General features: G+C 66.8%; 21 protein-coding genes. 12 read left to right on the top strand and 9 right to left on the bottom strand.

Annotation, left to right across the window (positions count from 1 at the left end; translation table 11 throughout):
- Positions 1-14: 14 nt before the first annotated feature.
- Positions 15-188, bottom strand: coding sequence for a hypothetical protein (locus CK489_RS41265; protein ID WP_158226418.1), 174 nt, complete (start codon positions 186-188; stop codon positions 15-17).
- Positions 189-689: 501 nt separating this feature from the next.
- Here CK489_RS41265 and rpsA point away from each other — a divergent pair.
- The 10 genes from rpsA (at position 690) to CK489_RS07975 (ending at position 10,517) form a co-directional block, all read left to right on the top strand.
- Entirely contained in the window at positions 690-2,399 is a 1,710-nt protein-coding gene (gene rpsA / locus CK489_RS08020; RefSeq protein ID WP_018269280.1) for a 30S ribosomal protein S1, read from the top strand.
- A 214-nt stretch (positions 2,400-2,613) separates the two neighbouring features.
- A complete protein-coding gene (sppA, locus tag CK489_RS08015) occupies positions 2,614-3,591 on the top strand; it encodes a signal peptide peptidase SppA (RefSeq protein ID WP_050629025.1) in 978 nt (325 codons plus the stop codon).
- A gap of 169 nt (positions 3,592-3,760) precedes the next feature.
- On the top strand, positions 3,761-4,090 hold the full coding sequence (locus CK489_RS08010) for an integration host factor subunit beta (RefSeq protein WP_050426527.1): 330 nt from the start codon (positions 3,761-3,763) through the stop codon (positions 4,088-4,090).
- An 83-nt stretch (positions 4,091-4,173) separates the two neighbouring features.
- Positions 4,174-4,560 carry a LapA family protein gene (locus CK489_RS08005; protein WP_050629113.1) on the top strand — a complete coding sequence of 129 codons (387 nt, stop codon included), beginning with the start codon at positions 4,174-4,176 and terminating at the stop codon, positions 4,558-4,560.
- 75 nt (positions 4,561-4,635) lie between these two features.
- Positions 4,636-5,295, top strand: coding sequence for a phosphoribosylanthranilate isomerase (locus CK489_RS08000; RefSeq protein WP_095731855.1), 660 nt, complete (start codon positions 4,636-4,638; stop codon positions 5,293-5,295).
- Positions 5,292-6,509 (top strand): tryptophan synthase subunit beta, encoded by a 1,218-nt coding sequence (gene trpB, locus CK489_RS07995; protein WP_095731854.1) that lies wholly within the window; start codon positions 5,292-5,294, stop codon positions 6,507-6,509. The genes CK489_RS08000 and trpB overlap by 4 nt, the downstream gene beginning before the upstream one ends.
- Positions 6,506-7,342 (top strand): tryptophan synthase subunit alpha, encoded by an 837-nt coding sequence (gene trpA / locus CK489_RS07990; RefSeq protein ID WP_050629028.1) that lies wholly within the window; start codon positions 6,506-6,508, stop codon positions 7,340-7,342. Before trpB ends, trpA begins: the two co-directional genes overlap by 4 nt.
- Positions 7,343-7,446: 104 nt before the next feature.
- Positions 7,447-8,388, top strand: a complete 942-nt coding sequence (gene accD, locus CK489_RS07985) for an acetyl-CoA carboxylase, carboxyltransferase subunit beta (RefSeq protein ID WP_050629029.1) — start codon at positions 7,447-7,449, stop codon at positions 8,386-8,388.
- A gap of 95 nt (positions 8,389-8,483) precedes the next feature.
- On the top strand, positions 8,484-9,728 hold the full coding sequence (locus CK489_RS07980; RefSeq protein WP_245350289.1) for a bifunctional folylpolyglutamate synthase/dihydrofolate synthase: 1,245 nt from the start codon (positions 8,484-8,486) through the stop codon (positions 9,726-9,728).
- A 48-nt stretch (positions 9,729-9,776) separates the two neighbouring features.
- Positions 9,777-10,517 carry a metallophosphoesterase family protein gene (locus CK489_RS07975; protein WP_095731852.1) on the top strand — a complete coding sequence of 247 codons (741 nt, stop codon included), beginning with the start codon at positions 9,777-9,779 and terminating at the stop codon, positions 10,515-10,517.
- A gap of 55 nt (positions 10,518-10,572) precedes the next feature.
- Here CK489_RS07975 and trxA read toward each other — a convergent pair whose 3' ends face one another.
- The 4 genes from trxA to CK489_RS07955 form a co-directional block, all read right to left on the bottom strand.
- Complete coding sequence (gene trxA / locus CK489_RS07970; RefSeq protein WP_016847387.1) at positions 10,573-10,893, bottom strand: thioredoxin; 321 nt, start codon at positions 10,891-10,893, stop codon at positions 10,573-10,575.
- A gap of 116 nt (positions 10,894-11,009) precedes the next feature.
- Entirely contained in the window at positions 11,010-14,486 is a 3,477-nt protein-coding gene (gene addA, locus CK489_RS07965) for a double-strand break repair helicase AddA (protein ID WP_198960858.1), read from the bottom strand.
- A complete protein-coding gene (addB, locus tag CK489_RS07960; RefSeq protein WP_095731850.1) occupies positions 14,480-17,626 on the bottom strand; it encodes a double-strand break repair protein AddB in 3,147 nt (1,048 codons plus the stop codon). The genes addA and addB overlap by 7 nt, the downstream gene beginning before the upstream one ends.
- A gap of 80 nt (positions 17,627-17,706) precedes the next feature.
- Positions 17,707-18,627, bottom strand: coding sequence for a LysR family transcriptional regulator (locus CK489_RS07955; protein ID WP_095731849.1), 921 nt, complete (start codon positions 18,625-18,627; stop codon positions 17,707-17,709).
- Between the two features lie 70 nt (positions 18,628-18,697).
- Between CK489_RS07955 and CK489_RS07950 the strand changes: the two genes are divergently transcribed.
- Together CK489_RS07950 and CK489_RS07945 are read left to right on the top strand one after the other, a co-directional pair.
- The gene (locus tag CK489_RS07950; protein WP_245350278.1) at positions 18,698-19,645 is read left to right on the top strand and encodes a hypothetical protein; all 948 of its coding nucleotides are present in this window, start codon (positions 18,698-18,700) and stop codon (positions 19,643-19,645) included.
- Positions 19,642-20,655 carry a DUF2891 domain-containing protein gene (locus CK489_RS07945; protein WP_095731847.1) on the top strand — a complete coding sequence of 338 codons (1,014 nt, stop codon included), beginning with the start codon at positions 19,642-19,644 and terminating at the stop codon, positions 20,653-20,655. Before CK489_RS07950 ends, CK489_RS07945 begins: the two co-directional genes overlap by 4 nt.
- 112 nt (positions 20,656-20,767) lie before the next feature.
- Here the strand turns inward: CK489_RS07945 and CK489_RS07940 are convergent, their stop codons facing one another.
- The 4 genes from CK489_RS07940 to CK489_RS07925 all read right to left on the bottom strand — a co-directional run bounded on the left by CK489_RS07940 (position 20,768) and on the right by CK489_RS07925 (position 26,054).
- On the bottom strand, positions 20,768-21,490 hold the full coding sequence (locus tag CK489_RS07940; RefSeq protein WP_050629114.1) for a nucleotidyltransferase family protein: 723 nt from the start codon (positions 21,488-21,490) through the stop codon (positions 20,768-20,770).
- Between the two features lie 128 nt (positions 21,491-21,618).
- Positions 21,619-21,936 carry a PilZ domain-containing protein gene (locus tag CK489_RS07935; protein WP_050629034.1) on the bottom strand — a complete coding sequence of 106 codons (318 nt, stop codon included), beginning with the start codon at positions 21,934-21,936 and terminating at the stop codon, positions 21,619-21,621.
- A gap of 87 nt (positions 21,937-22,023) precedes the next feature.
- Positions 22,024-23,547 (bottom strand): tRNA (adenosine(37)-N6)-threonylcarbamoyltransferase complex ATPase subunit type 1 TsaE, encoded by a 1,524-nt coding sequence (tsaE, locus tag CK489_RS07930; protein WP_095731846.1) that lies wholly within the window; start codon positions 23,545-23,547, stop codon positions 22,024-22,026.
- The gene (locus CK489_RS07925) at positions 23,544-26,054 is read right to left on the bottom strand and encodes a sensor histidine kinase (RefSeq protein ID WP_095731845.1); all 2,511 of its coding nucleotides are present in this window, start codon (positions 26,052-26,054) and stop codon (positions 23,544-23,546) included. Before CK489_RS07925 ends, tsaE begins: the two co-directional genes overlap by 4 nt.
- Positions 26,055-26,277: the final 223 nt, after the last annotated feature.

The following is a 26,277-nucleotide window of genomic DNA, read 5'->3' as shown; positions in this document are numbered from 1 at the left end:
GAGCGGCGGCTGGATCAGTCCTTCGACCAGTAGCGGTCGAACGGCAGTTCCTGTTCGGCCATGGTCAGCGGCGGCTGCGCCGCCTGGGCGGCCGCGGCAGGCCCGGCCGATACGGTGCCGGGTATCGCGGCGACGGCATTTCCAAACGTCAGGACGGCAAAAGCCGCCAGCACCACAAAGCTTTTCATTGGTAATCCCCCTGTTTCTAACGGTGCCATCGTAAGGGGCAGACGGCTTAAAGGCGGGTTCCAGCCATGCCCATCCGCGCCGCATTTCGCGCGATGCGGTCAACAAGGCGTTGCAGCGCCAAGCGGCGCGATCAGCCTTAAGCGCCCGTAAATCAGGCGTTTCCGGCTTGCCCAAAATGGCCGCGGGGGCTATATCAGCGCCGTTCGGAGCACCATCGACCCTGTCGAGGCCGTGTCCGGGCGGGCCGGCGCCGGGTTTGAGCCATCCTCAAGCAAAACTGACGCCGCATCTGGAGGAACGCCCGCTCCCAGGCCTTGAAGTCGATATTTTTGCAATCACGCTCCGGATCATCAGAACGTACCGAACGTGCAGTCTTGCTGCCGGCCCGCTGTTGCACCTCCTGCAATGAGCGGTCGTCAGGGTTTGCGGAACCCTGACACTTCACGCGCGGTGCGCCCATCAACCCGAATGGCCGGCGAGATCCCGCATCTGGAGAACAAATGGTTTCGAATTCTGCGTCTTCTTACACCCCGACCCGCGACGATTTCGCGGCGATGCTTGATGAGTCCTTTGCCGGCGGCAACCTGCAGGAAAGCTCGGTCATCAAGGGCAAGGTGGTTGCAATTGAGAAGGACATGGCCGTCATCGACGTCGGCCTGAAGACCGAAGGCCGCGTCGCGCTGCGCGAATTCGCCGGCCCCGGCCGTGAAAGCGACCTGAAGGTCGGCGACGAAGTCGAGGTGTTCCTCGACCGTATCGAGAATGCGCTCGGCGAAGCCGTGCTGTCGCGCGACAAGGCGCGCCGCGAGGAAAGCTGGGGCAAGCTCGAGAAGGCGTTCCAGAACAACGAAAAGGTCAACGGCGTCATCTTCAACCAGGTTAAGGGCGGCTTCACGGTCGACCTCGACGGTGCGGTGGCCTTCCTGCCGCGCTCGCAGGTCGACATTCGTCCGATCCGCGACGTCGCGCCGCTGATGAACAACTCGCAGCCGTTCCAGATCCTCAAGATGGACCGCCGCCGCGGCAACATCGTGGTGTCGCGCCGCACGGTTCTCGAAGAGACCCGCGCCGAGCAGCGCCAGGAGCTGGTGCAGAACCTCGAAGAGGGGCAGGTGATCGACGGCGTGGTCAAGAACATCACCGATTACGGTGCGTTCGTTGATCTCGGCGGCATCGACGGCCTGCTGCACGTGACCGATATCGCCTGGCGCCGCGTCAACCACCCGACCGAGGTGCTGACCATCGGCCAGACCGTGAAGGTCAAGATCATCAAGATCAACCACGAGACGCACCGTATCTCGCTCGGCATGAAGCAGCTGCTGGATGATCCGTGGCAGGGCATCGAAGCCAAGTACCCGCTGGGTGCCCGCTTCACCGGCCGCGTCACCAACATCACCGACTACGGCGCGTTCGTCGAGCTCGAGCCGGGCATCGAAGGCCTGATCCACGTCTCCGAGATGTCGTGGACCAAGAAGAACATGCACCCCGGCAAGATCGTTTCGACCTCGCAGGAAGTCGAAGTGCAGGTGCTCGAAGTGGATTCGGTCAAGCGCCGCATCTCGCTCGGTCTCAAGCAGACCATGCGCAATCCCTGGGAAGTGTTCGTCGAGAAGTTCCCGGTCGGTTCGGTGGTCGAAGGCGAGGTCAAGAACAAGACCGAGTTCGGTCTGTTCCTGGGTCTCGAGGGCGACGTCGACGGCATGGTCCATCTCTCCGACCTCGACTGGAAGCTTCCGGGCGAGCAGGTCATCGACAACTTCAAGAAGGGCGACATGGTCAAGGCCGTGGTGCTCGATGTCGATGTCGAGAAGGAGCGTATCTCGCTCGGCGTCAAGCAGCTCGAAGGCGACCCCTTCGCCGAGCCGGGCGACGTCAAGAAGGGCGCGGTCGTGACCTGCGAAGTGCTCGAAGTGAAGGAAAGCGGCATCGAGGTCCGGATCTCGGGCACCGAGTTCACCACCTTCATCAAGCGGTCCGAGCTGGCCCGCGATCGCAACGACCAGCGCGCCGAGCGCTTTGCCGTCGGCGAGAAGGTCGATGCCCGCGTCATCCAGTTCGACAAGAAGGCCCGCAAGGTGCAGGTCTCGATCAAGGCGCTGGAAGTCGCCGAAGAGAAGGAAGCCATCGCGCAGTACGGCTCCTCCGATTCGGGAGCGACGCTTGGCGACATCCTCGGCACCGCGCTGAAGAACCGCGGCACCGACAAGTAAGCGTTTGCACCGTTCACGCGAACAAGAGGGGCCCCGGCGCAAGCCGGGGCCCTTTTGTTTGGGGGCAGCGCGCTCCTCCGGGCTACCTTTTCGCGCCTGCGACGGGCCTTGTTTTCTTCATATTGCGTCGCAATTGATGTATTTGGCTAAGCTGATAGTGACGCTGCGACTGCAAAACGCGCGGACTTCGCGCTGACCATTTCTGGAGAGACCGATGTCGCTGGATTCGGACGTGATCGTCGACCGTCGCCGTATCAGGCGCAAGCTGACGTTCTGGCGCGTCGCCGCTGCGGTCATTGCGATCGCGGCCATCGTCGGCGTGGGCGTGATCGCCGCCGGCGGACGCGGTGGCTTGTCGACGTCGAACGCGATCGCGCGGATCAATATCGATGGATTGATCCGCAGCGACCAGCAGCGCGTCGAGGCGCTGGAGCGGCTCGGCAAGTCGAGCTATGCGGCGGTTGTCGTGCACATCAATTCGCCCGGCGGCACCACCGCGGGCTCCGAGCAGCTCTACGACTCGCTGATGCAGTTGAAGGCGAAGAAGCCGCTTGTCGTCGTGGTCGAGGGATTGGCCGCCTCGGGCGGCTACATCACCGCGATCGCCTCCGATCATATCGTCGCCCAGCAGACCTCGCTGGTCGGTTCGATCGGCGTGCTTTTCCAGTTCCCCAACGTTTCCGAATTGCTCAAGACCGTCGGCGTGAAGATGGAGGAGATCAAATCCTCACCGCTGAAAGCAGCGCCCAACGGCATGGAGCCGACCAGCCCCGAGGCCCGCGCCGCGATCGAGGGTCTGGTCAAGGACTCCTATGCCTGGTTCCGTGGATTGGTGAAGGAGCGGCGCGGCATGGATGACGCCTTGCTGGAGAAGGTCGCTGACGGACGCGTCTTCACCGGCCGACAGGCGGTCGATCTCAAGCTGGTCGATCAGCTGGGAGATGAAAAGACCGCAATCGCCTGGCTGGTTGCGGAGAAGAAGGTCAAAAGCGACCTGCCGGTGCGCAATTACACGCTCAATCCGCGATTCAGCGACCTGACCTTCCTGCGCACCGCGGCGTCGATGACGCTCGATGCGTTCGGCCTTGGCGCCATCGCGCGGCGGATCGAGCAGGGTGGCGTGGCCCAGGCCGTCGACCGGTTCGGGCTCGACGGCATGCTGGCGCTGTGGGCGCCGGGAGGAACCGACTAGTCGGGTGCGCGTGGCGATCAAGGTATTCCCGCTCTGCGGGAATCGCGACATGCCCCAATTGGGCTATTTGTCACGCGATTTCACGGCGTCCTAAATCGATTTAGCGTCTTGACAGTGCACGGCATTTTCACGGAAATGGGTTTCCGCAAGAGCCCGGATCCCATTTTCGATGATCAAATCCGAACTTGTTCAGCGTATCGCCGAGCACAACCCGCACCTCTATCAGCGGGACGTCGAGAACATTGTGAATGCGATTCTCGATGAAATCGTCGCGGCGCTGGCGCGTGGCGACCGTGTCGAGCTGCGCGGTTTCGGCGCATTCTCGGTGAAGCATCGCCCGGCGCGCGCCGGTCGCAATCCGCGTACCGGCGAGCACGTGCCGGTCGACCAGAAGAGCGTGCCGTTCTTCAAGACCGGCAAGGAAATGCGCGAGCGCCTCAATCGCGACGAGGCCGAGGCGGGAGCCTCCAAGATCGACGCGCCCAAGGCCGACGCTTAGGGCTGAGGCCTGAGCGCCGCCTCCGGCGTTGCCGTGCTGCGGGCGATGGGCCCGCACCTTCTCCATCGCTGCGAGAGATGGTCATGCGAAAGTTCTTCACGGCAGTGGTCGTCATTCCGCTCGGACTGATCTTCATCATCTTCGCCGTCGCCAACCGTCACTGGGTGACGGTGTCGTTTGATCCCTTCAATTCTGTGACGCCGACGGTTGCGGTCACACTGCCGCTGTTCGTGGTCATCATCGCTTCCGCGATCCTGGGTGTGATCGCGGGGGGCATGGCGACCTGGTTCAAGCAGGGGCGCTGGCGCCGCGCCGCGCGGCAGCACGAGGCCGATGCCCGCCACGTCCGCGCCGAGCTCGCCGACCTCAGGGCGGCAGCCTCCCGGGACGACGCGCAGCGCCGCCCGGCCGCGGCCCAGCTCGGCTTTTACGGGCCTAATGGGCGAGACAAGCAGGGCGCGACGTTGTAGAACCCGCCCCGTCGGACCAGGGTTCACCCCGGTTCCGGCCGCCCGAAAACCTGTTTTGAGACCCGTTTCGAGACCATGCCCCTGCTCGTCAAAATCTGCGGCCTGTCCACGCGCGAGACGCTCGACGTCGCGCTCGATGGCGGCGCCGACATGGTGGGGTTCGTGTTCTTTCCGCCGTCGCCGCGCCATATCAGCCTCGAGACCGCGCGTGAGCTCGGCAAGCAGGCCAAGGGCCGCGCCGTGAAGGTCGCGCTGACCGTCGATGCCGACGACACCACCATCGAGAACATCATCGAGACGCTGCGGCCGGATATCCTGCAACTGCACGGCAAGGAAACCACCGCGCGGCTGCGTGATCTCAAGCAGAAATTCGGCCTGCCGCTGATGAAGGCGCTGCCGGTCGAAACCGTGGCCGACCTCGCGCCGCTGCCGGGTTATGCCGGCGTCGCCGACCGCATCCTGTTCGATGCCCGCGCGCCGAAGGATGCCACGCGGCCGGGCGGTCTCGGCGCCCCGTTCGATTGGCACGTGCTGGAAAATCTCGATCTCGCGCTGCCCTACATGGTCTCCGGCGGGCTCAACGCCGAGAACGTCGCTGAGGCGGTCCGCGTCACGCGCGCCGGCGGCGTCGACGTCTCGTCGGGCGTCGAGCGCGCACCCGGCGTCAAGGATCCCGAGCTGATCCGCGCCTTTATCCGCGCCGCACGCGCAACCCAAGAACTGATGGTTCGATGAATCAAAACCTGCCCAACTCCTTCCGCAGCGGCCCCGACGAGCGCGGGCATTTCGGCATTTTCGGCGGACGCTTCGTCGCGGAAACGCTGATGCCGTTGATCCTCGATCTCGAAAAGGCCTATGCCGACGCCAAGGCCGATCCGGCGTTCCAGGCCGAGATGAATGTTTATCTGAAGGACTATGTCGGCCGGCCTTCGCCGCTCTATTTCGCCGAACGGCTGACCGAGCATCTCGGCGGCGCGAAGATCTATCTGAAGCGCGAGGAGCTCAACCACACCGGTTCGCACAAGGTCAACAACGTGCTCGGCCAGATCATGGTCGCGCGCCGGATGGGCAAGAAGCGCATCATCGCCGAGACCGGTGCCGGCCAGCATGGCGTGGCGACGGCGACCTTGTGCGCGCGGTTCGGGCTCGAATGCGTGGTCTATATGGGCGCGGTCGACGTCGAGCGGCAGCAGCCGAACGTGATCCGGATGGAGATGCTCGGCGCCAAGGTGGTCCCGGTGCAGTCCGGCGCGCGCACGCTGAAGGATGCCATGAACGACGCGCTGCGCGATTGGGTCACCAACGTGCACAACACCTTCTATTGCATCGGCACGGTGGCCGGCCCGCACCCCTATCCGATGATGGTGCGCGACTTCCAGTCGATCATCGGTCACGAGACGCGCAAGCAGATGCAGGAGGCCGAGGGTCGCCTGCCGGATTCGCTGATCGCCTGCATCGGCGGTGGCTCCAACGCGATGGGCCTGTTCCATCCATTCCTCGACGATCCCTCGGTCGAGATCTTCGGCGTCGAGGCGGCCGGTCACGGGCTGACGCAGCTGCATGCGGCCTCGCTTGCCGGCGGGCGTCCCGGCGTGCTGCACGGCAACCGCACCTATCTGTTGATGGACGCCGACGGCCAGATCGAGGAGGCGCATTCGATCTCGGCCGGCCTCGACTATCCCGGCATCGGCCCCGAGCACGCCTGGCTGCACGAGACCGGCCGCGTGAAATATCTCTCGGCGACCGACGAGGAGGCGCTGGCCGCATTCCAGCTGCTGTCGCGGCTCGAAGGCATCATCCCGGCGCTGGAATCCGCGCATGCGATCGCGAAATTGTCCGAACTCGCGCCGCAGCGGCCGAAGGATCATTTGATGGTGGTCAATCTCTCGGGCCGTGGCGACAAGGACGTTCCGCAGGTCGGCGACATCTTGAAGGCGAGGCAGAAGTGAGCACCCGTATCGACGCACGTTTCGCCGAGCTGAAGCAGCAGGGTCGCTCCGCTTTCGTCACCTTCGTGATGGCCGGCGACCCCGACCCGAAAACTTCGCTCGACATCCTCAAGGCGCTGCCGAAGGCCGGCGCCGACGTCATCGAGATCGGCATGCCCTTCACCGATCCGATGGCCGACGGCCCGTCGATCCAGGCCGCCGGTCTGCGTGCGCTCAAGGGCGGGATGACCTTGCGCAAGACGCTGGCGATGGTCCGCGACTTCCGCAAGGAGGACAACGCCACGCCGATCGTGCTGATGGGCTATTACAATCCGATCTACATCTACGGCGTCGACAGCTTCCTGGCCGATGCCAAGATCGCCGGGGTCGATGGCCTGATCATCGTCGACCTGCCGCCGGAGGAAGACACCGAGCTCTGCATCCCCGCGATCAAGGCCGGGCTGAACTTCATCCGCCTGGCGACGCCGACCACCGACGACAAGCGCCTGCCGGCGGTGCTCGCGAATACCTCGGGCTTTGTCTACTACGTCGCGGTCACCGGAATCACCGGCAGTGCCGCGGCCGATTCGAAGGTCGTTGGAGCGGCCGTGGCGCGCATCAAGCGGCACACCGCGCTGCCGGTCTGTGTCGGCTTCGGCATCCGAACTCCGGAAGCGGCGCGTGCGATCGCCGAGAACGCCGATGGCTCGGTGGTCGGCACCGCGCTGGTCGATGCCCTGAAGGGCAGCCTCGACGCCGAGGGCCGCGCCACGCCGAAGACCGTGAGCGCGGTGGCGGACCTGGTGTCGGCGCTGGCGCAGGGGGTTCGGGGCGCCAAGCAGGCCGCTGAATAAGCCACATTTTGCGGCAACAAGGCCGCAGACGGCGGCTTGCCGGGTTCGCCCGGCCCGCCATATATCCAGCTGGTGCGGGACCGACCCGCATTTCGGAGCGAACCATGAACTGGCTCACCAACGTTGTCCGGCCGAAGATCCGCAATATCCTGCGGCGCGAGACGCCGGAGAATCTCTGGATCAAGTGCCCGGATTCCGGACAGCTCGTGTTCTACAAGGACGTCGAGGCCAACCAGTTCGTGATCCCCGGCTCGAACTACCACATGCGTATGGGCGCGGTGGCGCGGCTGAAGTCGATCTTCGACAACGAGACCTGGTTCGATGTCGCGTTGCCCGATGTCGCAGCCGATCCGCTCAAGTTCCGCGACGAGCGCAAATATGTCGACCGCATCAAGGACGCCCGCGCCAAGACCGGGCTGAACGACGCGGTCAAGGTCGGCTACGGCAAGCTCGAGGGCGCCGGCGTCGTGGTCGCGGTGCAGGATTTCGATTTCATGGGTGGCTCGCTCGGCATGGCCGCCGGTGAAGCGATGGTGCGCGGGCTCGAGCTCGCGGTCGAGAAGAAGTCCCCGTTCATCGTGTTCGCTGCTTCCGGCGGCGCGCGGATGCAGGAAGGCATCCTGTCGCTGATGCAGATGCCGCGCACCACCGTCGGTGTGCAGATGCTGCGCGAGGCGCGGCAGCCCTACATCGTGGTGCTGACCAACCCGACCACCGGCGGCGTCACCGCCTCCTACGCGATGCTCGGCGACGTCCAGATCGCCGAGCCCGGCGCGCTGATCGGCTTTGCCGGCGCACGCGTGATCGAGCAGACCATCCGCGAGAAGCTGCCGGAAGGCTTTCAGCGCGCCGAATATCTGCGCGAGCACGGCATGGTCGACATGGTCGTGCATCGCCATGACATGAAGGCGACGCTGGCGCGGCTGTGCCGCCTGTTCACCAAATCGCCGGCGCTCGAAACCGCATCGAAGCCCGCAACTCCCGTCACCGAACCGGCCCAGATCGTGACGGCCCCGGAGACGGTGCCGGCCGCGCCGCACGCGTGACCGCAAGCGCCGCCCCATCTCAGACCGCGTTCGAGGCGCTGATCGCGCGGATATCGGCGCTGCATCCCAAGCGCATCGATCTCAGCCTCGATCGCATGCGCGGCCTGATGGAGCGGCTCGATCATCCCGAGCGCAAGCTGCCGCCGGTGATCCATGTCGCCGGCACCAACGGCAAGGGCTCGACGGTCGCCTATCTGCGCGCGATTCTGGAAGCGTCGGGCCTGCGGGTGCACGTCTTCACCTCGCCCTATCTGGTGCGGCTCAACGAATGTTACCGGCTCGGCGCCGTCGGCGGCGGCAAGCTCGTCGGTGACGACGAGCTGCGCGCGACGTTCGAAGATTGCGAGCGCATCAACGCCGGCAACCCCATCACTATCTTCGAGATGGAAACGGCGGTCGCGTTCTGCCTGTTCGCGAAGCATCCGGCCGACGTCGCGCTGCTCGAGGTCGGCCTCGGCGGCCGGCTGGACTCCACCAATGTGGTCGAGACGCCGCTGGCTTCGGTGATCACGCCGGTCAGCATGGACCACATGGAATTCCTCGGCGACACGCTGGCCCTGATCGCCGGCGAGAAGGCTGCGATCATCAAGCGCAAGGTGCCAGTGGTGTGTGCCGAGCAGGCGCCGGACGCGATGGCGGTGATCGAGGCGGAGGCGCACCGCATGCGCGCGCCGCTGCATGCCGCCGGCCAGCAATGGCATGTCGGCGTCGAGCGCGGCCGGCTGGTCTATCAGGACGAGCGCGGCCTGATGGATCTCGCCGCGCCAAAACTGTTCGGCCGCCACCAGTTCGACAATGCCGGCCTTGCGATCGCGACATTGCGCGCGATCGAGACGTTCAAGCTCAACATCGCTGCCTTCGAGGCCGGCATCGTCAATGCGGAATGGCCGGCGCGGATGCAGCGGCTGGTCTCAGGCAGCCTGGTCTGCCAAGGGCCGCAGGGCTCCGAGGTCTGGCTCGATGGCGGCCACAATGCCGAGGGCGGCCGTGTCGCGGCCGCCGCGCTCGGCGATCTCGAGGAACGGGTGTCGCGGCCGCTGGTGGTGATCGCAGGCATGATGGCCAACAAGGATGCCGGCGCTTTCCTCGCCAATTTCGCCGGACTGACGCGCCACATCATCGCGGTCCCGGTGCCCGGCCGCGACAACGGCATGGCACCGGACAAGCTCGCCGATGCCGCGCGTGCGCTCGGCATGCGTGTCGAGATCGCGACCGGCGTCGACACCGCGCTGCAGCGGCTCGCCACGCTGGCCTACGAGGTGCCGCCGCGCATCCTGATCACCGGCTCGCTGTACCTCGCCGGCCCGGTGCTTGCGGCCAACGGCACGCCTCCTGCATAAGTGGTCGCGCGTCCCGGATGCGGTGCGCATGTGGGAGGACGAGACATCATGCGTTTTGCTGCGATCGCCGACATCCACGGCAATCATCTCGGGCTCGAAGCGGTGCTCGCGGACATTCGCGCGCAGGGTATTTCCGACATCGTCGATCTCGGCGACATGGTGAGCGGGCCGCTCGATGCGCGGCCGACCATCGACATGCTGATGGCGCTCGATGCGGTCCATCTGCTCGGCAATCACGACCGCTATCTGATCGACCGTCCGCACGAGAAAATGGGCTCCTGGGAGCGGCGAACCTTTACCCAGCTCGAACCCAAGCATTTCGATTGGCTGCGCACGCTGCCGGCGAACGCGGTCTATCGCGACGAGGTCTTCCTCTGTCACGCAACGCCGCAGGATGACGAGACCTATTGGCTCGACACGGTGCTGCCGGGCGGCGAGGTCCTGATGTCCCCGCTGGAAGCGATCGAGGCGAAAGCGGCTGGCGTCGCGCAATCGCTGATCCTGTGCGCGCACACTCACCTCGCCCGCGCGGTGCGGCTCGGTGACGGCCGACTGATCGTCAATCCCGGCAGCGTCGGCTCGCCCGGCTATCGCGCCGGCAAGCCGCATCCGCATGTCGTGGAAGCCGGCTCACCCGACGCGCGCTACGCGATCCTCGAACAGGTCGATGGCGACTGGGACGTCACCTTCCGCCACATCCCCTACGATCACGCGGCGATGGCCGCGCTGGCACGACATAACGGCGAGGCCGAGCTCGCCTCCGCGCTGGCGACGGGATGGATCAGGTAAAGCAAAACGGCCGGCTTTCGCCGGCCGTGTCGCAAATCAGCTAATTCAAAGCGGATCAGACCGCAGCGGTGATCCACTGCTGCAGCTTGGCCTTCGGCGCGGCGCCGACCTGACGGGACGCCATCTCGCCGCCCTTGAAGATCATCAGGGTCGGGATCGACATCACGCCATACTTCGACGCGGTCTTCGGGCTCTCGTCGACGTTGAGCTTCACGATCTTGACCTTGTCGCCCATCGCGCCGGAAATCTCATCGAGAGCGGGCGCGATCATGCGGCAGGGGCCGCACCATTCGGCCCAGAAGTCGACGACCACCGGCCCGGTCGCCTTGAGCACTTCGGCTTCGAAATCGGCGTCAGAAACCTTGCCAACGGCCATGTGAGTACCTCGTTCAGTTGAGACAAAAGGGCGCGGTGGAGAATCGCGCCCGGGAGCATGCGGCAAACGTATGAACGCCCCCTTGCCGGGTCAAGCTTGCTCACGCCGACATGAACTTATGCCAGCCCGGCGTCCAGCGCGGAGGCGGAAATCTCCATCATTTCAGGGGTTTCGGTCCAGAGCAGAGCGGCGTGGATGATCCTCTGGGGATAAAGTTTTGCCAGCACCGCGCGGTACAGCGCGAGCTGCCGGATATAACCCCTGGGAGCCTCGGCGGCAGTCCTCGGCGGGGCGTGGTTGGTCTTGAAATCGACGATCAGGACCTCGTTCGGCGTGACCACCAGCCGGTCGATCTGGCCCGAGACCAGCGCCTTCGGCTGGCCCGGCCGCTCCAGCCGGCCGACGATCGAAACCTCGGCACGGCTGCCGGGGGCAAACACCGGCGCGAAGCGCAGATCGACGGTCAGGGCGACCACCTGCCGGGCCAGCGCCGCGCGCTCTTCCTCGCTCCAGCCATCGGCGTTACGCGCGAGATAGCCGAGCGCCGCGCCGAGCCGTCGTTCCAGCGCGACGTCGGGCAGCGATTGCAGCAGGCGATGCACCAGCGTGCCGCGTTGCAGGGCGCGGGCGCGCAGCTGCACTGATTCGCCTGATCGTATCGGATGGCTGTCGCCGTCAGCCGGATCGGAGGGACGCAGCACGCCCGCGGCGGCCGCCTCGGGGGCGGCCGCCTCACGCAGCCAGGACGGCAGCGCGACCGGTGCCGCGGCCGTTGACGCGGCCGCGCCGGTGAGATCGGCGACGTCATCCGGCCGCGAATAGCGCATCACCTTGCCGGCCGGCGTCTCCTGCTCTTCGAGCTTGAGCCCGGCATTGGCGAGCCCCCTGGTGATCAGATCGTACCAGGAGGATTTCCGCACCGTGTTCATGTTGCCGGGCATGCAGCCGCCGACGATCAGCCGGTCGGCGGCGCGGGTCATCGCGACATAGAGCAGGCGGCGATATTCGTCCTCGGTGTCGCCGAGCATCGCCTTGCGCGCGTCGGCGACGGCGGGCGGATCGTCGGCCTTCTTGCCGGCCCATACCACGACGCCGGGCGCGTTCGGCGCGGCATTGCCCTGTGGCAGATGGATCAGCCGCAGCCGCTGGGTGTCCGACGGCGAGGTCGTGGTGTCGACCAGGAACACCACCGACGCCTCGAGGCCCTTGGCGCCGTGCACGGTCATCACGCGCACCTCGTCGCGCGAAATCTCCATGTCGCGCTTCACCTCGGTGTCGGCGGCGCGCAGCCAGGCGACGAAGCCCTGCAGCGAGGCCGGCGCCTTGCGCTCATAGCTCAGCGCGAGCTCGAGGAATTCGTCGAGCGCGTCGTTGGCTTCATGTCCGAGCCGGCGTAGGATTCGCGCCCGCCCGCCGTCGCCGCCGAGCAGCCAGGCATAGAACGCGAACGGCGTCTCCTGGGTGAAGCGGCGCTCGCAGGCTTCCAGGCGCCGCAGCGCCGCCGAAAAACGTTCGTCGGTCGGCGCCTGCGCGGTCAGTGCCTCGCGCAACGAGCCGCGGCGCTCGTGCGCTAGCTTGAACAGATCGTCGTCGTCGAGGCCGAACAGCGGGCTCTTCAGCACCACCGCGAGCGCGAGATCGTCCTGCGGAAGCAGCAGCGCGTCGGCGAGGTTCATCAGGTCGATGATCGCGATGTGCTCGGTCAGCTTCAGCCGGTCGGCACCGGCGACCGGAATTCCCGCGTGCTTCAGCGCCTGGATCACCGCGTCGAAGGCGTTGCCGCGCCGCCGCACCAGGATCAGCATGTCGCCGTAACGCAGTGGCCGCCGCCCTCCGGCGCTGCCGGTCATGGTGCCGCTGCTGACCAGGCGCTTGATCTCGGCCTGGATACGCCGCGCCAGCTTCACCTCGGGGCTGGTCATCGCGACGCCGTCGAACGGCGCGCGCCAGCCTTCGATGTCCTGGCGGTCGTCGGCAACAGCGAGATCCCACAGCTCGATCTGGCTGGGGCCGGCATCGGCCATCGCATTGTGAATCGGATAGCCGTTCTCGACCGCATGGATGCTGCGGAAGATCTCCTGCTCGCGGAACACGTGGTCGACCGAATGCAGGATCACAGGCCCCGAGCGGAACGAATAGGTGAACGACACCGGATCGAATTTCAGCCCGGCCTCCTCGAACCGCCGTTTCAGCTCGCGCCGGCGCAGGTCGAACTCACGCGGCGCCGCGCCCTGGAACGAGAAGATCGATTGCTTCTCGTCGCCGACCGCGAACACCGTACGCACCAGGCCATCGCGCGCGCCGGCACCGGAGGTGAATTCCGAGATGATGTGGGCGACGATGTCCCATTGCCGCGGGCTGGTGTCCTGCGCCTCGTCGATCAGCACGTGATCGACGCCGCGGTCGAGCTTGTAATGCACCCAGCCGGAGGAGACGCGGTCGAGCATATCAAGCGTCTTGTCGATCAGATCGTCATAGTCGAGCAGGCCGCGTTCCAGCTTCTCGCGCCGGTAATGCGCAGCCGCTGCGGTCGCGATGTGGATCAGCGCCTCGGTGCGGTCGCGCGCGACCACGGCGCGGCGCCGTTCGATCAGCGGACCGAGCCGGTCGATCTCGGCATCGAACCTGTTGCCCGCGACCGAATTCTTCTTGATGAAGTTGTTGGTGATGACGGACGCGCGCGGCGCGCGGTCGTCGGTCAGGAACACGCCGAGATATTCGTCGACCTGGGCCGCGTCGGTGAAGGTCAGCGCCGCCCGCAGCCGCTCGGCCTGCTTCTGATCCGCCTTGCTGCTGGTGTCGAGCAACGTCGCCATCTCCTTCCAGCTCGACCGCGGCAGGTTCGGCCCGTCGACGATCTCGCGTTCGACGTCCTCGATGCGATCCTCAGTGGAGACGCCGAGCGCGGCCGACATCTGCGCGGCGGCGGCCGTGGCGTTGCCGGCGGCATCGGTCCAAGCCATGAAGTGATCGCGGCTGAGGCAGGCCTCGCGGACCACCTCCTTGAAGGTGACGTCGGCGGCATTTGCCATCGCGGTCCGTAGCGCGCGGCCGATCGGACTGTCGGGAATCCGCGACGCTTCGAGGAACACGGCGAGATTGGCGCGCTCCATCATCTCGTTCTGGTCGCGGTCGTCGAGCACGGCAAAGCGCGCCAGCACATTGGCCTCGAACGGGAACTGCTGCAGCAGGCGGGTGCACAGCGCGTGGATGGTCTGCACCTTCAATCCGCCGGGCGTTTCCAGCGCGCAGGCAAACAGCTTTCGTGCCTCGCGCCGCAGCGTGGCGCTGGGATGCGCGATGCCGGCCTCGCGGATCGCGGCATCGAGCCCGGCATCGTCGAGCGTCACCCAATGGCCGAGCGTCGTGAACACGCGCTCGGCCATGTTGGCCGCGGCGGCCTTGGTGAAGGTGATGCAGAGGATCTTCTCCGGCGGCACGCCTGACAGCAAAAGGCGGATCACGCGCTGCACCAGCACATGCGTCTTGCCCGAGCCGGCATTGGCCGACACGAAGGTCGACGCCTTTGGATCGGACGCGCGTGCCTGCGCGTCGCGTACCGCCGGCGGGATCGGACGGGGCGCTTTCACCATTCCTCGATCCCCAATCCGCCGGCCGCGGACCATTCCTTGATCCGCGCGAGGTCGTCATAGGCACCGTAGCGGTTCGCCCACATCGAGAGGTTCAGCGAGGTGTAGGGCTGCTGCTCGTCGTCGAAGGCGCGGATCAGCGCTTCGAGCTTGCGCCGCGCGCTGTCGGCGGCTTCATCGGGTGGCTGCGGCGTGTCGCTGGTCTTGATCTTCAGTTCCAGCGAACGCTGCTCGCCCGGCGGGTTGTTGCCGCTCAGCCTGACATAGACGAGGTCGCCGACCGAGCGTCCGGCCGGAATGTCGGCGAAGCCGCCCTCGCGCAGGATCGCCGCTTCCAGCGTCAGCTGCGGCGACAGCCCCATGCGCACCTGCTTGCCGGTCGGCGGCTGGCCGGTCTTGTAGTCGAGGATCGCGAAGCTGCCGTCGTCGCGCCGCTCGATGCGATCGGCGCGCGCAGAGAGCACGAATGTCCTGGCATCGTCGAGCGGAATGCCGATCTCGCCGCGGATCTCGGCCTGGATTGCGTCGATGCTGCCGCGCCGTGCCTGCTCCCATTCGGCAAACCACGCCGCGATGCGCTGGAAGCGCGGCCACCACAGCGCACGCGCCTCCGGTCGCTCCATCAGCGGCGCAAAATGCCTGGCCCCGATATCGCGCAGCGCGCCCTTGATGTCGTCAGGCAACGCGTCGGCATAGGTTTGCGTGAATTCGCCGAGCGATTCGTGGATCGCGGAGCCGCGATCGGCCGCCGACAGCGGCATGTCGACCGGGTCGAGCGGATCGAGCTTGAGGATGTAGCGCGCATAGATCGTGTAGGGATCGCGCAGCCAGTCCTCGATCGCGGTGACCGACATCTTCAGCGGCCGTGCCTCGCGCGGTGGCCGCGGCTCCGGCTGCGGCATCGGCTCGACCTTGTCGGGCTGGTCGAGCTCGGCGGCATATTTCACGTAGATTTCGCCAGCCGATGTCGCCGCCTTCCAGCGCGCTTCGCCCGCGACCGCTTCGAGGCGGTGCAGCAAGCGCGAGGCGACCGCCGGCGCGCCGCCGACCTTGGCGGCATGGGTGAGGATCACCTCGTCATGGCCGAGCAGTTGCGCGAAGTCGTGCGCGGACAGGCCGATGCGCCGCTCGGGAAGATCGAGCCCGAGCTCGTGTCGCATCGGCCGGCTCAGCCACGGATCGATCCGTGGCGCCGGCGGCCAGACGCCCTCGACCAGGCCGCCGAGGATTACGCGATCGGATTCAGTCAGACGCGCCTCGAGATGGCCGAAGATATTGAGCTGCGCCCGCGCCGATTCCGGCCGCCGCACCATGCGGTCGGCGAACGCGGTCTGGAACACCTCGGGATAATCTGACAGGGGCGTCATCAGCCCACTCGGCTGCTGCTTGGCGAGCAGCTCGTCGAATGCGGAGGCCAGCGACGCGCCAGCGCGCTCCTCGAACACGATGGCGACGCCGTTCTGGTCGGCCGACAGCGCAATCAGCGCCTCGCGATGGCGCGCCGCCAGCTCGGCGAAATCATGCGGTTTTGACGACGCCATGCGTTCGAGCGGCGCCAGCGCGGCCTGCAATCTGGTGATCAGGTCCTGGGCCTGGTTGAGCTCGTTGTCGCGCAGCCGCGCACGCGGCTCCATGGCGTGCAGCGACGAGGTCTCGCCGCCATGCAGCTTGACCAGTTCGGCGCGGAAGCGTGCGAAGTCGCGCGCAAGTCCGCCGGTCCCCGGTTGTGGTCGCGTGCCGCGCAGCAGCGCGATCTCCAGCACCTCGATCGCGCGCTTCAGTGCGTTATGCGCGCCGCCGAGCCGGAACAGCGGATGCTTGAGCAGCGCGAGCAGCGTCGGTGGTTCGAGTCCTTTGGCGGCGGCCTCCGCAGTGAGGCGGGCGAACACGCCGGCCGGCGTTTCCATCAGCGCGTCGCCGCCGGAATCGTCGAACTCCAGCTTCCAGCGGGTTAGCGAAGCCATCACACGGCGCGCCAGCGCGCGATCCGGCGTCACCAGCGCAGCCGACTTGCCGAGATGCCGGGCTTCGCGCATCGCGACCGCGATCGCCAGCGCTTCCATCTCCGGGTTGGGCGCCTCGACCACGGCGAGGTTGGTCATCCCCGCGGAAATCCGCGCCGCGATCTCGGGCCGCTCGAGCCGGTCGTGCCATTGTGCCGTGGCGGTCGACGGACGCATCGTCTCCGACACCAGCACCTCGCGGCCGAGCGGCGCAGGAGCGGCCAGGCTCTCGACGTCGCGACGCTTGATGCCGAAGCGATCGAGCAGCGCGTGCATCGCGAATTGCGGATGGTTCGACGACGGCGGCAGCGTGAAGCGGCCATCGTCGCCGCGCTCGCCGCCGATCGAGTCCCAGGAGTCTTCGTCCAGATCAGTGTCGAGCCCGGGCAGCACCACGGCGCCGTTCGGAAGCTTCGCCACCGCGTGCAGGAATTTGGCGGTGGCCGGCATCGAGCCGGTCGAACCGGCGGCGATCACCGGGCCCGTGGGGTGCGCGGTCAACCGCGCCGCTTCCGCCTCGATCAGGAGGTCGCGGCGCGCCGCGGGCTCGATCCGGCCGATCTCCTTGAGGTAATTCGGCCAGGCGTCGCGCGCGATGCGCAGGAATTCGAGCGAGTGCTGCCAGTATTTGTCGAGCTGATCCGGCACCAGGCGGTCGAGCGCGCGCCAGTCGACGCCGCGCGTCACCATGTCGTCCATCAGCCGCGCCAGGTCGCCGGCGAGTTGCAGGGTCGAGGCCGGGCCGCCGACCACCAGCGGCGCCGACACCGGCGTCTTCGCCCAGGCCGCGACCAGATGCGCCAGCGTCAGCCGGCGCTCCAGCTCGCCGAGGCGTGGCGGGATTTCCAGCGGCGCGGCGCCGCCGACATCGTCGCCCTGGTCGGCGAAGGCGAGCTCGTCCTCATCGATCTCGCCGAGGGCTACGATGCGCGGCAGCACGGCGGCGTCGGAATCGAGCACGTCGAGGAAGATTTCGCGCGCCAGCCGGCCGGCGCGGCGGGTCGGCAGGTACAGCGTGGCGTTGGCGAGCTTTGCCGGATCGTTGCGCGCCTCGAATCCCGCCACCAGGCGGCCGTCCACCAGCGCCGCAATGACGGTGCGCAGGAACGGCGCGGAAACGGGAACGCTGAAGACGCGCATGGACTGCCTTGTTCGAATCAGGCGCCAATATAGGAAGCGGCGGCGGTCGTTAGCCACCCCTGCCGGTCAGCCATGACTGCTCAATGTCTCAGGTGGCCAGCGCAGCGATCGACGGCATCCAGGAACCAGCGCAGTGCCGGATCCTGCGCGGCGCGGCTGGTATGGATCAGGTCGATGGCGAAGGCCGGGATCTCGATCGGCGGCATCACGACGGCAATTTCGGCGAGATGCGTGAAGCGGCGGGCGACGCGCTCGGACAGCGTGGCGACGAGATCGGTGCCGGCCACGGCGAACGGAACGGCCACCACATGCGCGAGCGTCAGGGCCAGGCGCCGCTTCAATCCATGGCGTGCCAGCAGCGCGTCGATCACGCTCGGCAGGCCATCGCCGCCGGCCGCCGAGAACAGCGCGTGCGGCAGGGTCGCGTAGTCGTCAAGGCTCAGGCGCTCGGTTGGCTTCGCGCGCGCGGCGTCGCGGATGCAGACGAAGCGTTCCTCGAACAGGCGGTGCCGGACGCAGCGCGGCGTCTCCGGCAGATGGCCGCCGATCAGCGCATCGAGCTCGCCGCGCTCCAGCTTTGCCAGCGCCACCGTCGCATCGGTCAGCGGACGCACGGCAAGGTCGATCCCCGGCGCTTCCGCGCGCAGCAAGCGGGTCAGCTCCGGCACCAGGACGAGATCGCCATAGTCGGTTGCGGCGATGGTGACGCGCCGTCGCGCGGTCGCCGGATCGAAGCGCCGGTCGGGCGCCAGCGCGCCCCGGATCTGCTGCAACGCCTCGCCGATCGGCCCTGCCAGCGCCAGTGCCCTTTCGGTCGGCTGCATGCCGGCGCCGGCGCGCAGGAACAATTCGTCCGCAAACAGCGCGCGCAGCCTCCGCAACGCGCTGCTCATCGACGGCTGGGCGAGGCCGATGCGCTCGGCCGCGCGGGTGACGTGGCGCTCCTCCATCAGCGCCTCGAAGGCGACCAGCAGGTTGAGATCGACGGCAGATAAATTCATTACAGCAATAATGGCGATAATAATAATCGATTTCAACAATGATCTGGATAGGCCTAGGGACGTCGCAGGCATGACGACGAGGCCGGAAGATTTGGGACACTCATTCGCCAGACTGATGCCGCGCGGGCCGACCTTGCTGATCATCGGCGTGCTGGCGGGGCTGGCCTTGCCGGCCCTGGCGGACGGCGTGCGCCCGTTGATGGCGGCCGCGATCTTCCTGCTGGTGCTCGGCACCTTCCTCCAGGTCGACGGCGCGGCGTTCCAGCGTGCGTTGCGGCGTCCGCTGGTCTGGCTGCTGCTGCCGGCGCTCGCGATGCTGGCCTGTCCGCTTGCGGTCGGTTTCGCGGCGCGCGGCGCCGGATTTGCGCCGGAGCTGATCGTCGCGCTGGTGCTGTCGGTCTGCGCGCCGCCGTCGAGCGGCACCGCGGCGGTCGCGCGCATGCTCGGCTTCGACGCCACCGTTCCGCTCGCCGTGACGTTGCTGTCGATGGCGCTGGCCCCGGTCACCGTGCCGCTGATCGCGGCGGGATTTGCCGGTCTCGCGCTCGATCCGCTGGCGCTCGCTGCACGACTGGCGCTGCTGGTCGGCGGCGCCGGCGCGCTGGCGTTGCTGCTGCGCCGTCAGGCGGCTGCGCAGTTGGTGCGGCATGGGCGTCTCATCGACGCCCTCGTGCTCGCCTCGTTGCTGCTGTTCGCAATCGCGACCATGGCCGGGGTGCGCGCGCAGATCGAGGCGCAGCCGATCGCTGCCGCGACTTGCGTCGGCCTTGCCTTCGCCTGCAATCTTGCCTTGCAGGGGCTGGGCGCGCTGCTCACGCCGGGGCCGCTCGCCGAGCGGTTGACCACGGGCCTCGTTCTCGGCAACCGCAATGTCGGACTGGTCTGGTCGGCGATGGGCGCCGCGGTATCGCCGATGACGGCGCTGTTCTTCGCGGCGACACAGTTTCCGATCTACATGACGCCGCGCCTGATCGAGATGTTGGTTCGCCGCACGCGAAAGGAGAAGGCCGCACCATGAGCGAGACGACCCTGACCGAAGATCTTGCCGTCCGCTTCGCGCGCATCGCGCTCGGCCATGTCGGCCGCGAATATCCGAACAAGCCGGATCATGTGCTGGCGGGGCCGCAGGACGCGCGCACGCCGCGCGAACTGCATCCGGTGTTCTTCGGCAGCTATGACTGGCATTCCTGTGTCCATAGCTACTGGATGCTCGCCCGGCTGCTGCGCCGTTATCCGACCTCCGATGCGGCGAAAGATATCCGCGCCTTGTTCGACGCGCAGTTCGTTGCGGAGAAGATCGCGGCCGAGTGCGCCTATCTCGCGGCCCCGACCGCGCGCGGCTTCAAGCGGCCCTACGGCTGGGGCTGGCTGTTGAAGCTCGCGGCTGAACTCTCGCGGCTCGACGATACGCGGTGGCGCGAACGAATTGCTCCGCTTGCCGGGATCTTCGCGCAGCGCTTTCGCGATTTCCTGCCGCTCGCCACCTATCCGGTGCGGGTCGGCACGCATTTCAACACTGCGTTCGGGCTGCGCATGGCCGCCGACTACGCGGTGGCGACGAACGACGATGCGCTCAGTGCGCTGCTACGCGACACGGCGCTGCGCTGGTACGGCGTCGATCAGGATTGTCCCGCCTGGGGTGAGCCGAGCGGCGACGATTTCCAGTCGTCCGCGCTGATCGAGGCCGAGTGCATGCGCCGGCTGCTGTCGCCTGGCGATTTCCTGTCCTGGTTCGACCGCTTCCTGCCGCACCTCGCGCAGCGCGAGCCGGCAACCCTGTTCCGGCCCGCCACGGTGACCGATCGCACCGACGGCAAGCTTGCGCATCTCGATGGACTCAATCTCAGCCGGGCGTGGTGCTGGCGTGCGCTGGCCGGCGCGTTGGCGGAGGGCGATGCACGTCGCCCGATCCTGCTGGATGCTGCGCGACGCCATCTCGATGCCGGCCTGCCGCATATCGCCGGCGACTATATGGGCGAACACTGGCTCGCGAGCTTTGCAGTGCTCGCCATTGACGCGGAAGACTGAGGGCGGTGCTTAAAGCGCGATCAGATCAGGGTTGGGGATCGTCATCGCGCTTTAGTTTCTTGTCCGAGCATGATCTTTCGGAAAACCGCTACGCACTTTTCCGGATCATGCTCTAAGCGACGCTTTCCAGGAAGGCTTCTTCCGCAGCCTGGATCGCGTCGGGGGTCCCGACATGCATCCAGACGCCGTCGAGGCGCAGGCCGAACAGCCGCTCCTGATCGTTGGCGCGATCGAACATCTTTGTCAGCGAGAACTCGCCGGCCGGAGCATCGGCGAACAGCGCCGGCGACATGATCGCGGCGCCGGCATAGACGAACGGCACCACCTGGTTTTCCCGCCGCTTGCGCAGCGCGCCGTCCGGCAGCATCGAATAGTCGCCGCGGCCGCTATAGCCGATGCTCGAGGCGGTCGGCGCCATCAGCAGCAGGATATCCATCCGCGCGGGATCGAAGGTCTCGGCCAGCCGCGCCAGATTGGAGCGTACACCGTCGATCCACATCGTGTCGGCGTTGAGATGGAAGAACGGCGCATCGCCGAGCTGCGGCAGCGCCTTGACGACGGCGCCGCCGGTGCCGAGCACCTGGTCGCGTTCGTCGGAGATGATCACGTGCGGACGGCTGCGGGTCTTGACGTGCTCGATGATCTGGTCGGGCAGGTAATGCACGTTGACGACGGCCTCGGTGACGCCGGCGCCGGCGAGCTTGTCGAGCACATGGTCGAGCAGCGGCTGACCGGCAACGCTGACCAGCGGCTTCGGCATCGTGAGGGTCAGGGGGCGCATGCGCACGCCGAGTCCCGCGGCGAGCACCATGGCCTTATGGGGAGTGACGGGCATTTTCCGGATATTCTCGGTCATCATCTCTCATGCGCCGATCCTATCACGGCGATTCGGCAAGCACATCAACCAGACGCCATAGTCATGAGACATGACGGCCGTAAGACGGCAAAAATGACGACGATGGCCTAGACCTCGGCTTGCGCGCCGCGTCTGGCAGTTTTCTTCTTCTTGTCGCCTTGTTTGAGGAAGTTGACGCCGATCTGGTCGCCGTTGACCCATGCCAGCTCGCAGCGGCGATAGGCCAATCCTGTGGACGACAGCAGCAGAAAAAACTCCTTCAGGGCGAGGCCCTCGACCGAACCCTCGACGGTCAGCTTGGCGCCCGTCTCGGACACGTCTTCCATGGTGCAGTCGCGCCGCCAGGTGCCGTCAATGCCCATCATGTGCGCGGCTATGCCGCGCTCAAACGTGACACGATCGCCCCTGCGTCGTTCCGTCGCCATCGTGTGGTCCCGCTCCCGATTCGGCCGCGCCATGGATGAGGCGCAGCCTCGGTAACCTTAGGGGACCCAAGGCTAACAACCCGTAAACTAAGGTACTGGGGGAGGGACGTTGGCTGTGTACCAGATGCGGAAGGTCGTCAGCACCGGATGGGCCAGCGAGCGCTCCAGATAGGTCCAGATCCGCGGCTGATGCTTGAGATACTGCGGCTTGCCGTCGCGGCGGTTGAGCCGCGCGAAGGTGCCGAGCAGGCGGGTGTTGCGCTGCGCCGACATGATCGCATACAGCTCGGCGAAGCCGGCCGGGTCGAAGCTCTCGTCGGTGGCGCGCCGCGCCTTGATGTAGCGGGTCAACAGCGACAGTTCGAGCTGCTCGGGCACATCGATCCGTGCGTCCTGCAGCAGCGACACCACGTCATAGGCCGCGGGGCCGAGCAGCGCGTCCTGGAAGTCGATGATGCCGACACGCAGGATGCCGGTGCGCTCGGCAAGCCAGATGATGTTCGGCGAATGGAAGTCGCGGATCACCCAGGTCTGCGGCGCCGCGGCGGGCTTTTCCAGGAGGCCGCGCCACATTCCGAGGAATTCGGTGCGCAGCTCCTCGCTCGGCTGCACGCCGCGGTCGGGCAGGTACCATTCCAGCATCAGCCCGATCTCGATCAGCCAGGCGTCGATATCGAACACCGGGATGTCGTAGCTCTCGTCCGGTGTCACCGGCAGCTGCGCCGGCAGCGCCTCGCGATGCAACGCGGCCAGCATGTCGACGGCGGCTTCGTAGCGCTCGGCAATCGGTCGCGGCGGATCGCCTTCGATCACGCCCTCCGCGCCGAGATCCTCGGTGATGAGGAAGCCGGATTCGAGATCGGTGTGCCGGATCGCCGGCGCGGAGAAGCCGTGCTTGCGCAGGCCGTTTCCGATCGCGACGAACGGCCGGACGTCTTCGGCGAGATGCACCGCCGCGCTGTAGGACCTGCCGTTGTAGATCGCCGGACCGTCGGGACGGCGCGGCGAGTTCATCAGGATGACGCTGCCGTCGTCATTGCGCAGCCGCGCATAGGAGCGCGTCGAGGCGTCGCCCGGCATGCGCTCGCGCCGGGCGTTGAGGAAGCCCGCGCGCTCGAGGAATCGGCGCAGCTCGTGCAGCCGCGCGACCTTGGCCGCTGCTTGGCCATAGCCGGTGATCTCGGCGGCGCGCGCGGCCGATCCGAGCGCCGGGCGGTGGCTGAATGCAATGTCGATGCGATCGGCAGGCATCGCATCCGGCGCGCGTTCCGGCCACTCGATCAGCGCCACGATGTCGTCGGGCAGCGGCGACAGCCCGATCTCCTCGAGCTCGCTGGCGTCGTTGATGCGGTAGAGATCGGCATGGACCAGTGGAAACGACGGCAGCTCGTAGCTTTGCGCCAGCGTGAAGGTCGGGCTCGGCACTTCCAGCGTGTCGTCGGCGGCGAGGTAGCGGATCAGCGCGCGGGCGGCCGCGGTCTTGCCGGCGCCGAGGTCGCCCGACAGCGTGATGACGTCGCCGGCGCCGATCAGGAGCGCGAGGTCGGCCATCAGCTCTGACGTCGCGGTTTCGTTCGCGAGCGCCACCGAGAATGTCGAGGTCGCCGTCATTCCGCAGCGTTGCGATGTGCGGTCTGGTCGATCGGGAAGTCGCAGGTCACGGTCGTGCCGCGGCCGACGGTCGAATCGACGCGCACCCGTCCACCATGCAACTCGACGAAGGAGCGGACCAGCGACAGGCCGAGGCCCGCGCCGCGATGCCGCGAGCCGTGCGAATGGCTCTCGAACCAGTTGAACACCTTGTCGCGCATCTCGGCCGGAATGCCGGGACCGGCGTCGGTCACCGCAAACACCACGCTGTGCTCGGTGCGGTGCGCGCTGATCGTGACGGTGGCGTCATGCGGCGAGAAGCCGACGGCGTTGGCGAGCAGATTGTAGAGCACCTGCACGACGCGCCGCTCGTCGCCGATGAAGGCGCCGATATTGGGCTCGATATCGACCTTGAGCGCGATGCGGTCGGTGGCCAGGCGATCCTGGATGCCTTCGGCGGCGGCCTCGATCGCCTGGCCGATATTGACCAGGCCGAGCTCGAGCTTCATCGCGCCGGCGTCGATGGTCGCGAGATCGAGAATGTTGTTGGTCAGCGCCAGCAGCGCGTTGGTCGATTTGGTGACGTAGTCGAGATATTCGGCCTGCTTTGGCGTCAGCGGCCCGGTCGAGGGGTCGCTGAGGAAATGCGCGAAGCCGATGATGGTGGTGAGCGGCGCGCGCAGCTCGTAGGAGACGTGGTGGACGAAATCCACCTTCATCTGGTCGGCGGCTTCCAGCGCCTCGTTGCGCTCGCGCAGCGCCCGCTCGACATTCTCGGTGTCGGTGATGTCCTGGAAGGCGAGCAGGGTCTTGCCGTCCGGCAGCGGGATGGTCATGCAGTTCAGCACGCTGCCATCCTTGCGCTCAAGCTTCAGCGCGACCTGGGCGCGGTTCTCGATCGCGGTGATCGATTCGCGCAGCGTCCGCCAGGTCAGCGCGTCGTCGAACAGCGGCCGGCACAGCGCTTCCACCTGCTCGATATGCGGCTCGCCCTGCAGCGCGTCGGCCGGCAGCTTCCACATCTTGGCGAAGGGCGGATTGAACAATTCGGCGCGGCCGTTGCTGCCGAACACTGCAACCGCTTCGCCGAGATTGTCGAGGGTCTCGCGCTGAACCCGGGTCAGGCGGTCGTAGCGGCGCGCGAGATCGAGGCTCTCGGTAACGTTGTCGAACAGATAGGTGACGCCGCCTTCGAGGTTCGGCGTGGTGACGACGCTGATGGCGCGGCCGTCGGGCAGGAACCAGGTGTAGGTCTCGGATTCGACCGCGCGATAGGCCTCGTGCAGCTTGGCCTTCCAGGCGCGGAAATCCGGCTGCTCGGGCAGCTTGCGGTTGGCGCGCAGCCGGTCCAGCACGCTGGAATCGTCGGGGTTGCTGTCGAGGAAGGCCTGGTCGAGGCCCCACAGCCGCCGGTACGATTCGTTGTAGAAGGTGAGCCGCCGGTCGGTGTCGAACACCGCAACGCCGGAGGACAATTGGTCGAGGGTGCGGCGGTGCGCTTCGACCATCCGCGCGATCGCCGCGCGCAGCGCTGCGGCCTCGCTGGCGTCGATCGCGATCCCGGCGCTGCCGCCGCTGAGCTTCAGCGCCTGGACGTCGTAGATCCGCCGCTCGCCGCTGACGACGATCGGCAGCCGTGCGGCATAGCTCGCATTGTCGTTGAGCGCGCGGGTCAGTTCGCCGCGCTGGTCGCTTTCGAGCAGTTCGAGATTGCGCTGCAGCGCGTCCGACACGCTCTTGCCCTCGGTGGCGCGGACATAGGCCGCGTTGGCATAGCGCAGATTGCCCTCGAGGCTCTTGGCCCAGATCGGCCACGGCGCGGCGGCGGCGAAATCGCGCAGCAGCTCGGTCTCCTCCTGCAGCGTCTTGTAGCGCAGGTTGGACTCGGCGAGTTCGCGGCGCAGGCCGCCGAGCTCGCGGATCCGCACGATGGCCTGGCCGCCGATCGCGCGGCCCATCGCCTCGATGGCGCGGCCGGCCGAGGTCGAGAGGTTGAGCAGGAACGCCTCACCCTTCTCGCGCAGCGCGTCGACGGCGTGGTCCATCTGCAGCGCCGGCTCCGGCGGCAGCCAGGTTCCGAAGGCGAGGATGCGTTGCGGCGAGCCCTCCTGGGACATCACCAGCGAGATATCGCCCGAGATCTGCGGCCGGTTGTCGCCGGCGGCCCAGGAGATCAGCACCTGCGGCTCGACGAACAGCAGCGCGCGCAGCCGGTCCGATTGCGCCTGCAGGTCCGATATTTCGGACTGCAACTGCTCCTCGTTGCGGGTCGCGCGCAGCCGGGTGCGCATCAACAGGATCGCGGCGACGGCGGAGAAGCCGACCAGCGCGAACGAGGTCGCGAGAACCGCGACCTCCTGGTGATTGAAGCCGAGATGATCCGACATCGCCTGGGCGACCAGGCTCTCGGCCGCGAACGCGGTGCCGGCCGGCAGCAATGCGGTAATGGCGAGCCCAATCATGCCGTCGCGCGCCAGTGAGGTGCATGACAGCAGGGTTCGACGCATTGCCGCGACTACGCCCGACATATGTTGCCCCAGAACGCACAAACCTTAAGGCATGATCCGGAAAAGAGGAGACCGGTGTTCCCTCACGGCAAACGTTTCGCGTTTGTCCGGGGATCATGCCCAAGCAGGACCCGACAGCCCGACGAAGACCCCCCGTCGCGCTCGAATCAATCCAGAATAATCCCAACGGGACTCGGCGAGTAAGAGTCCAGACCGTGAACGCTGAATCCGCTGTGAAAAAATG

This window comes from Bradyrhizobium sp. UFLA03-84 (genome assembly GCF_002289535.1).
GTDB classification, from domain to species: domain Bacteria; phylum Pseudomonadota; class Alphaproteobacteria; order Rhizobiales; family Xanthobacteraceae; genus Bradyrhizobium; species Bradyrhizobium viridifuturi.
Note: the sequence above shows the minus strand (reverse complement) of the source record. Positions and strands in the feature narration are given on the sequence as shown.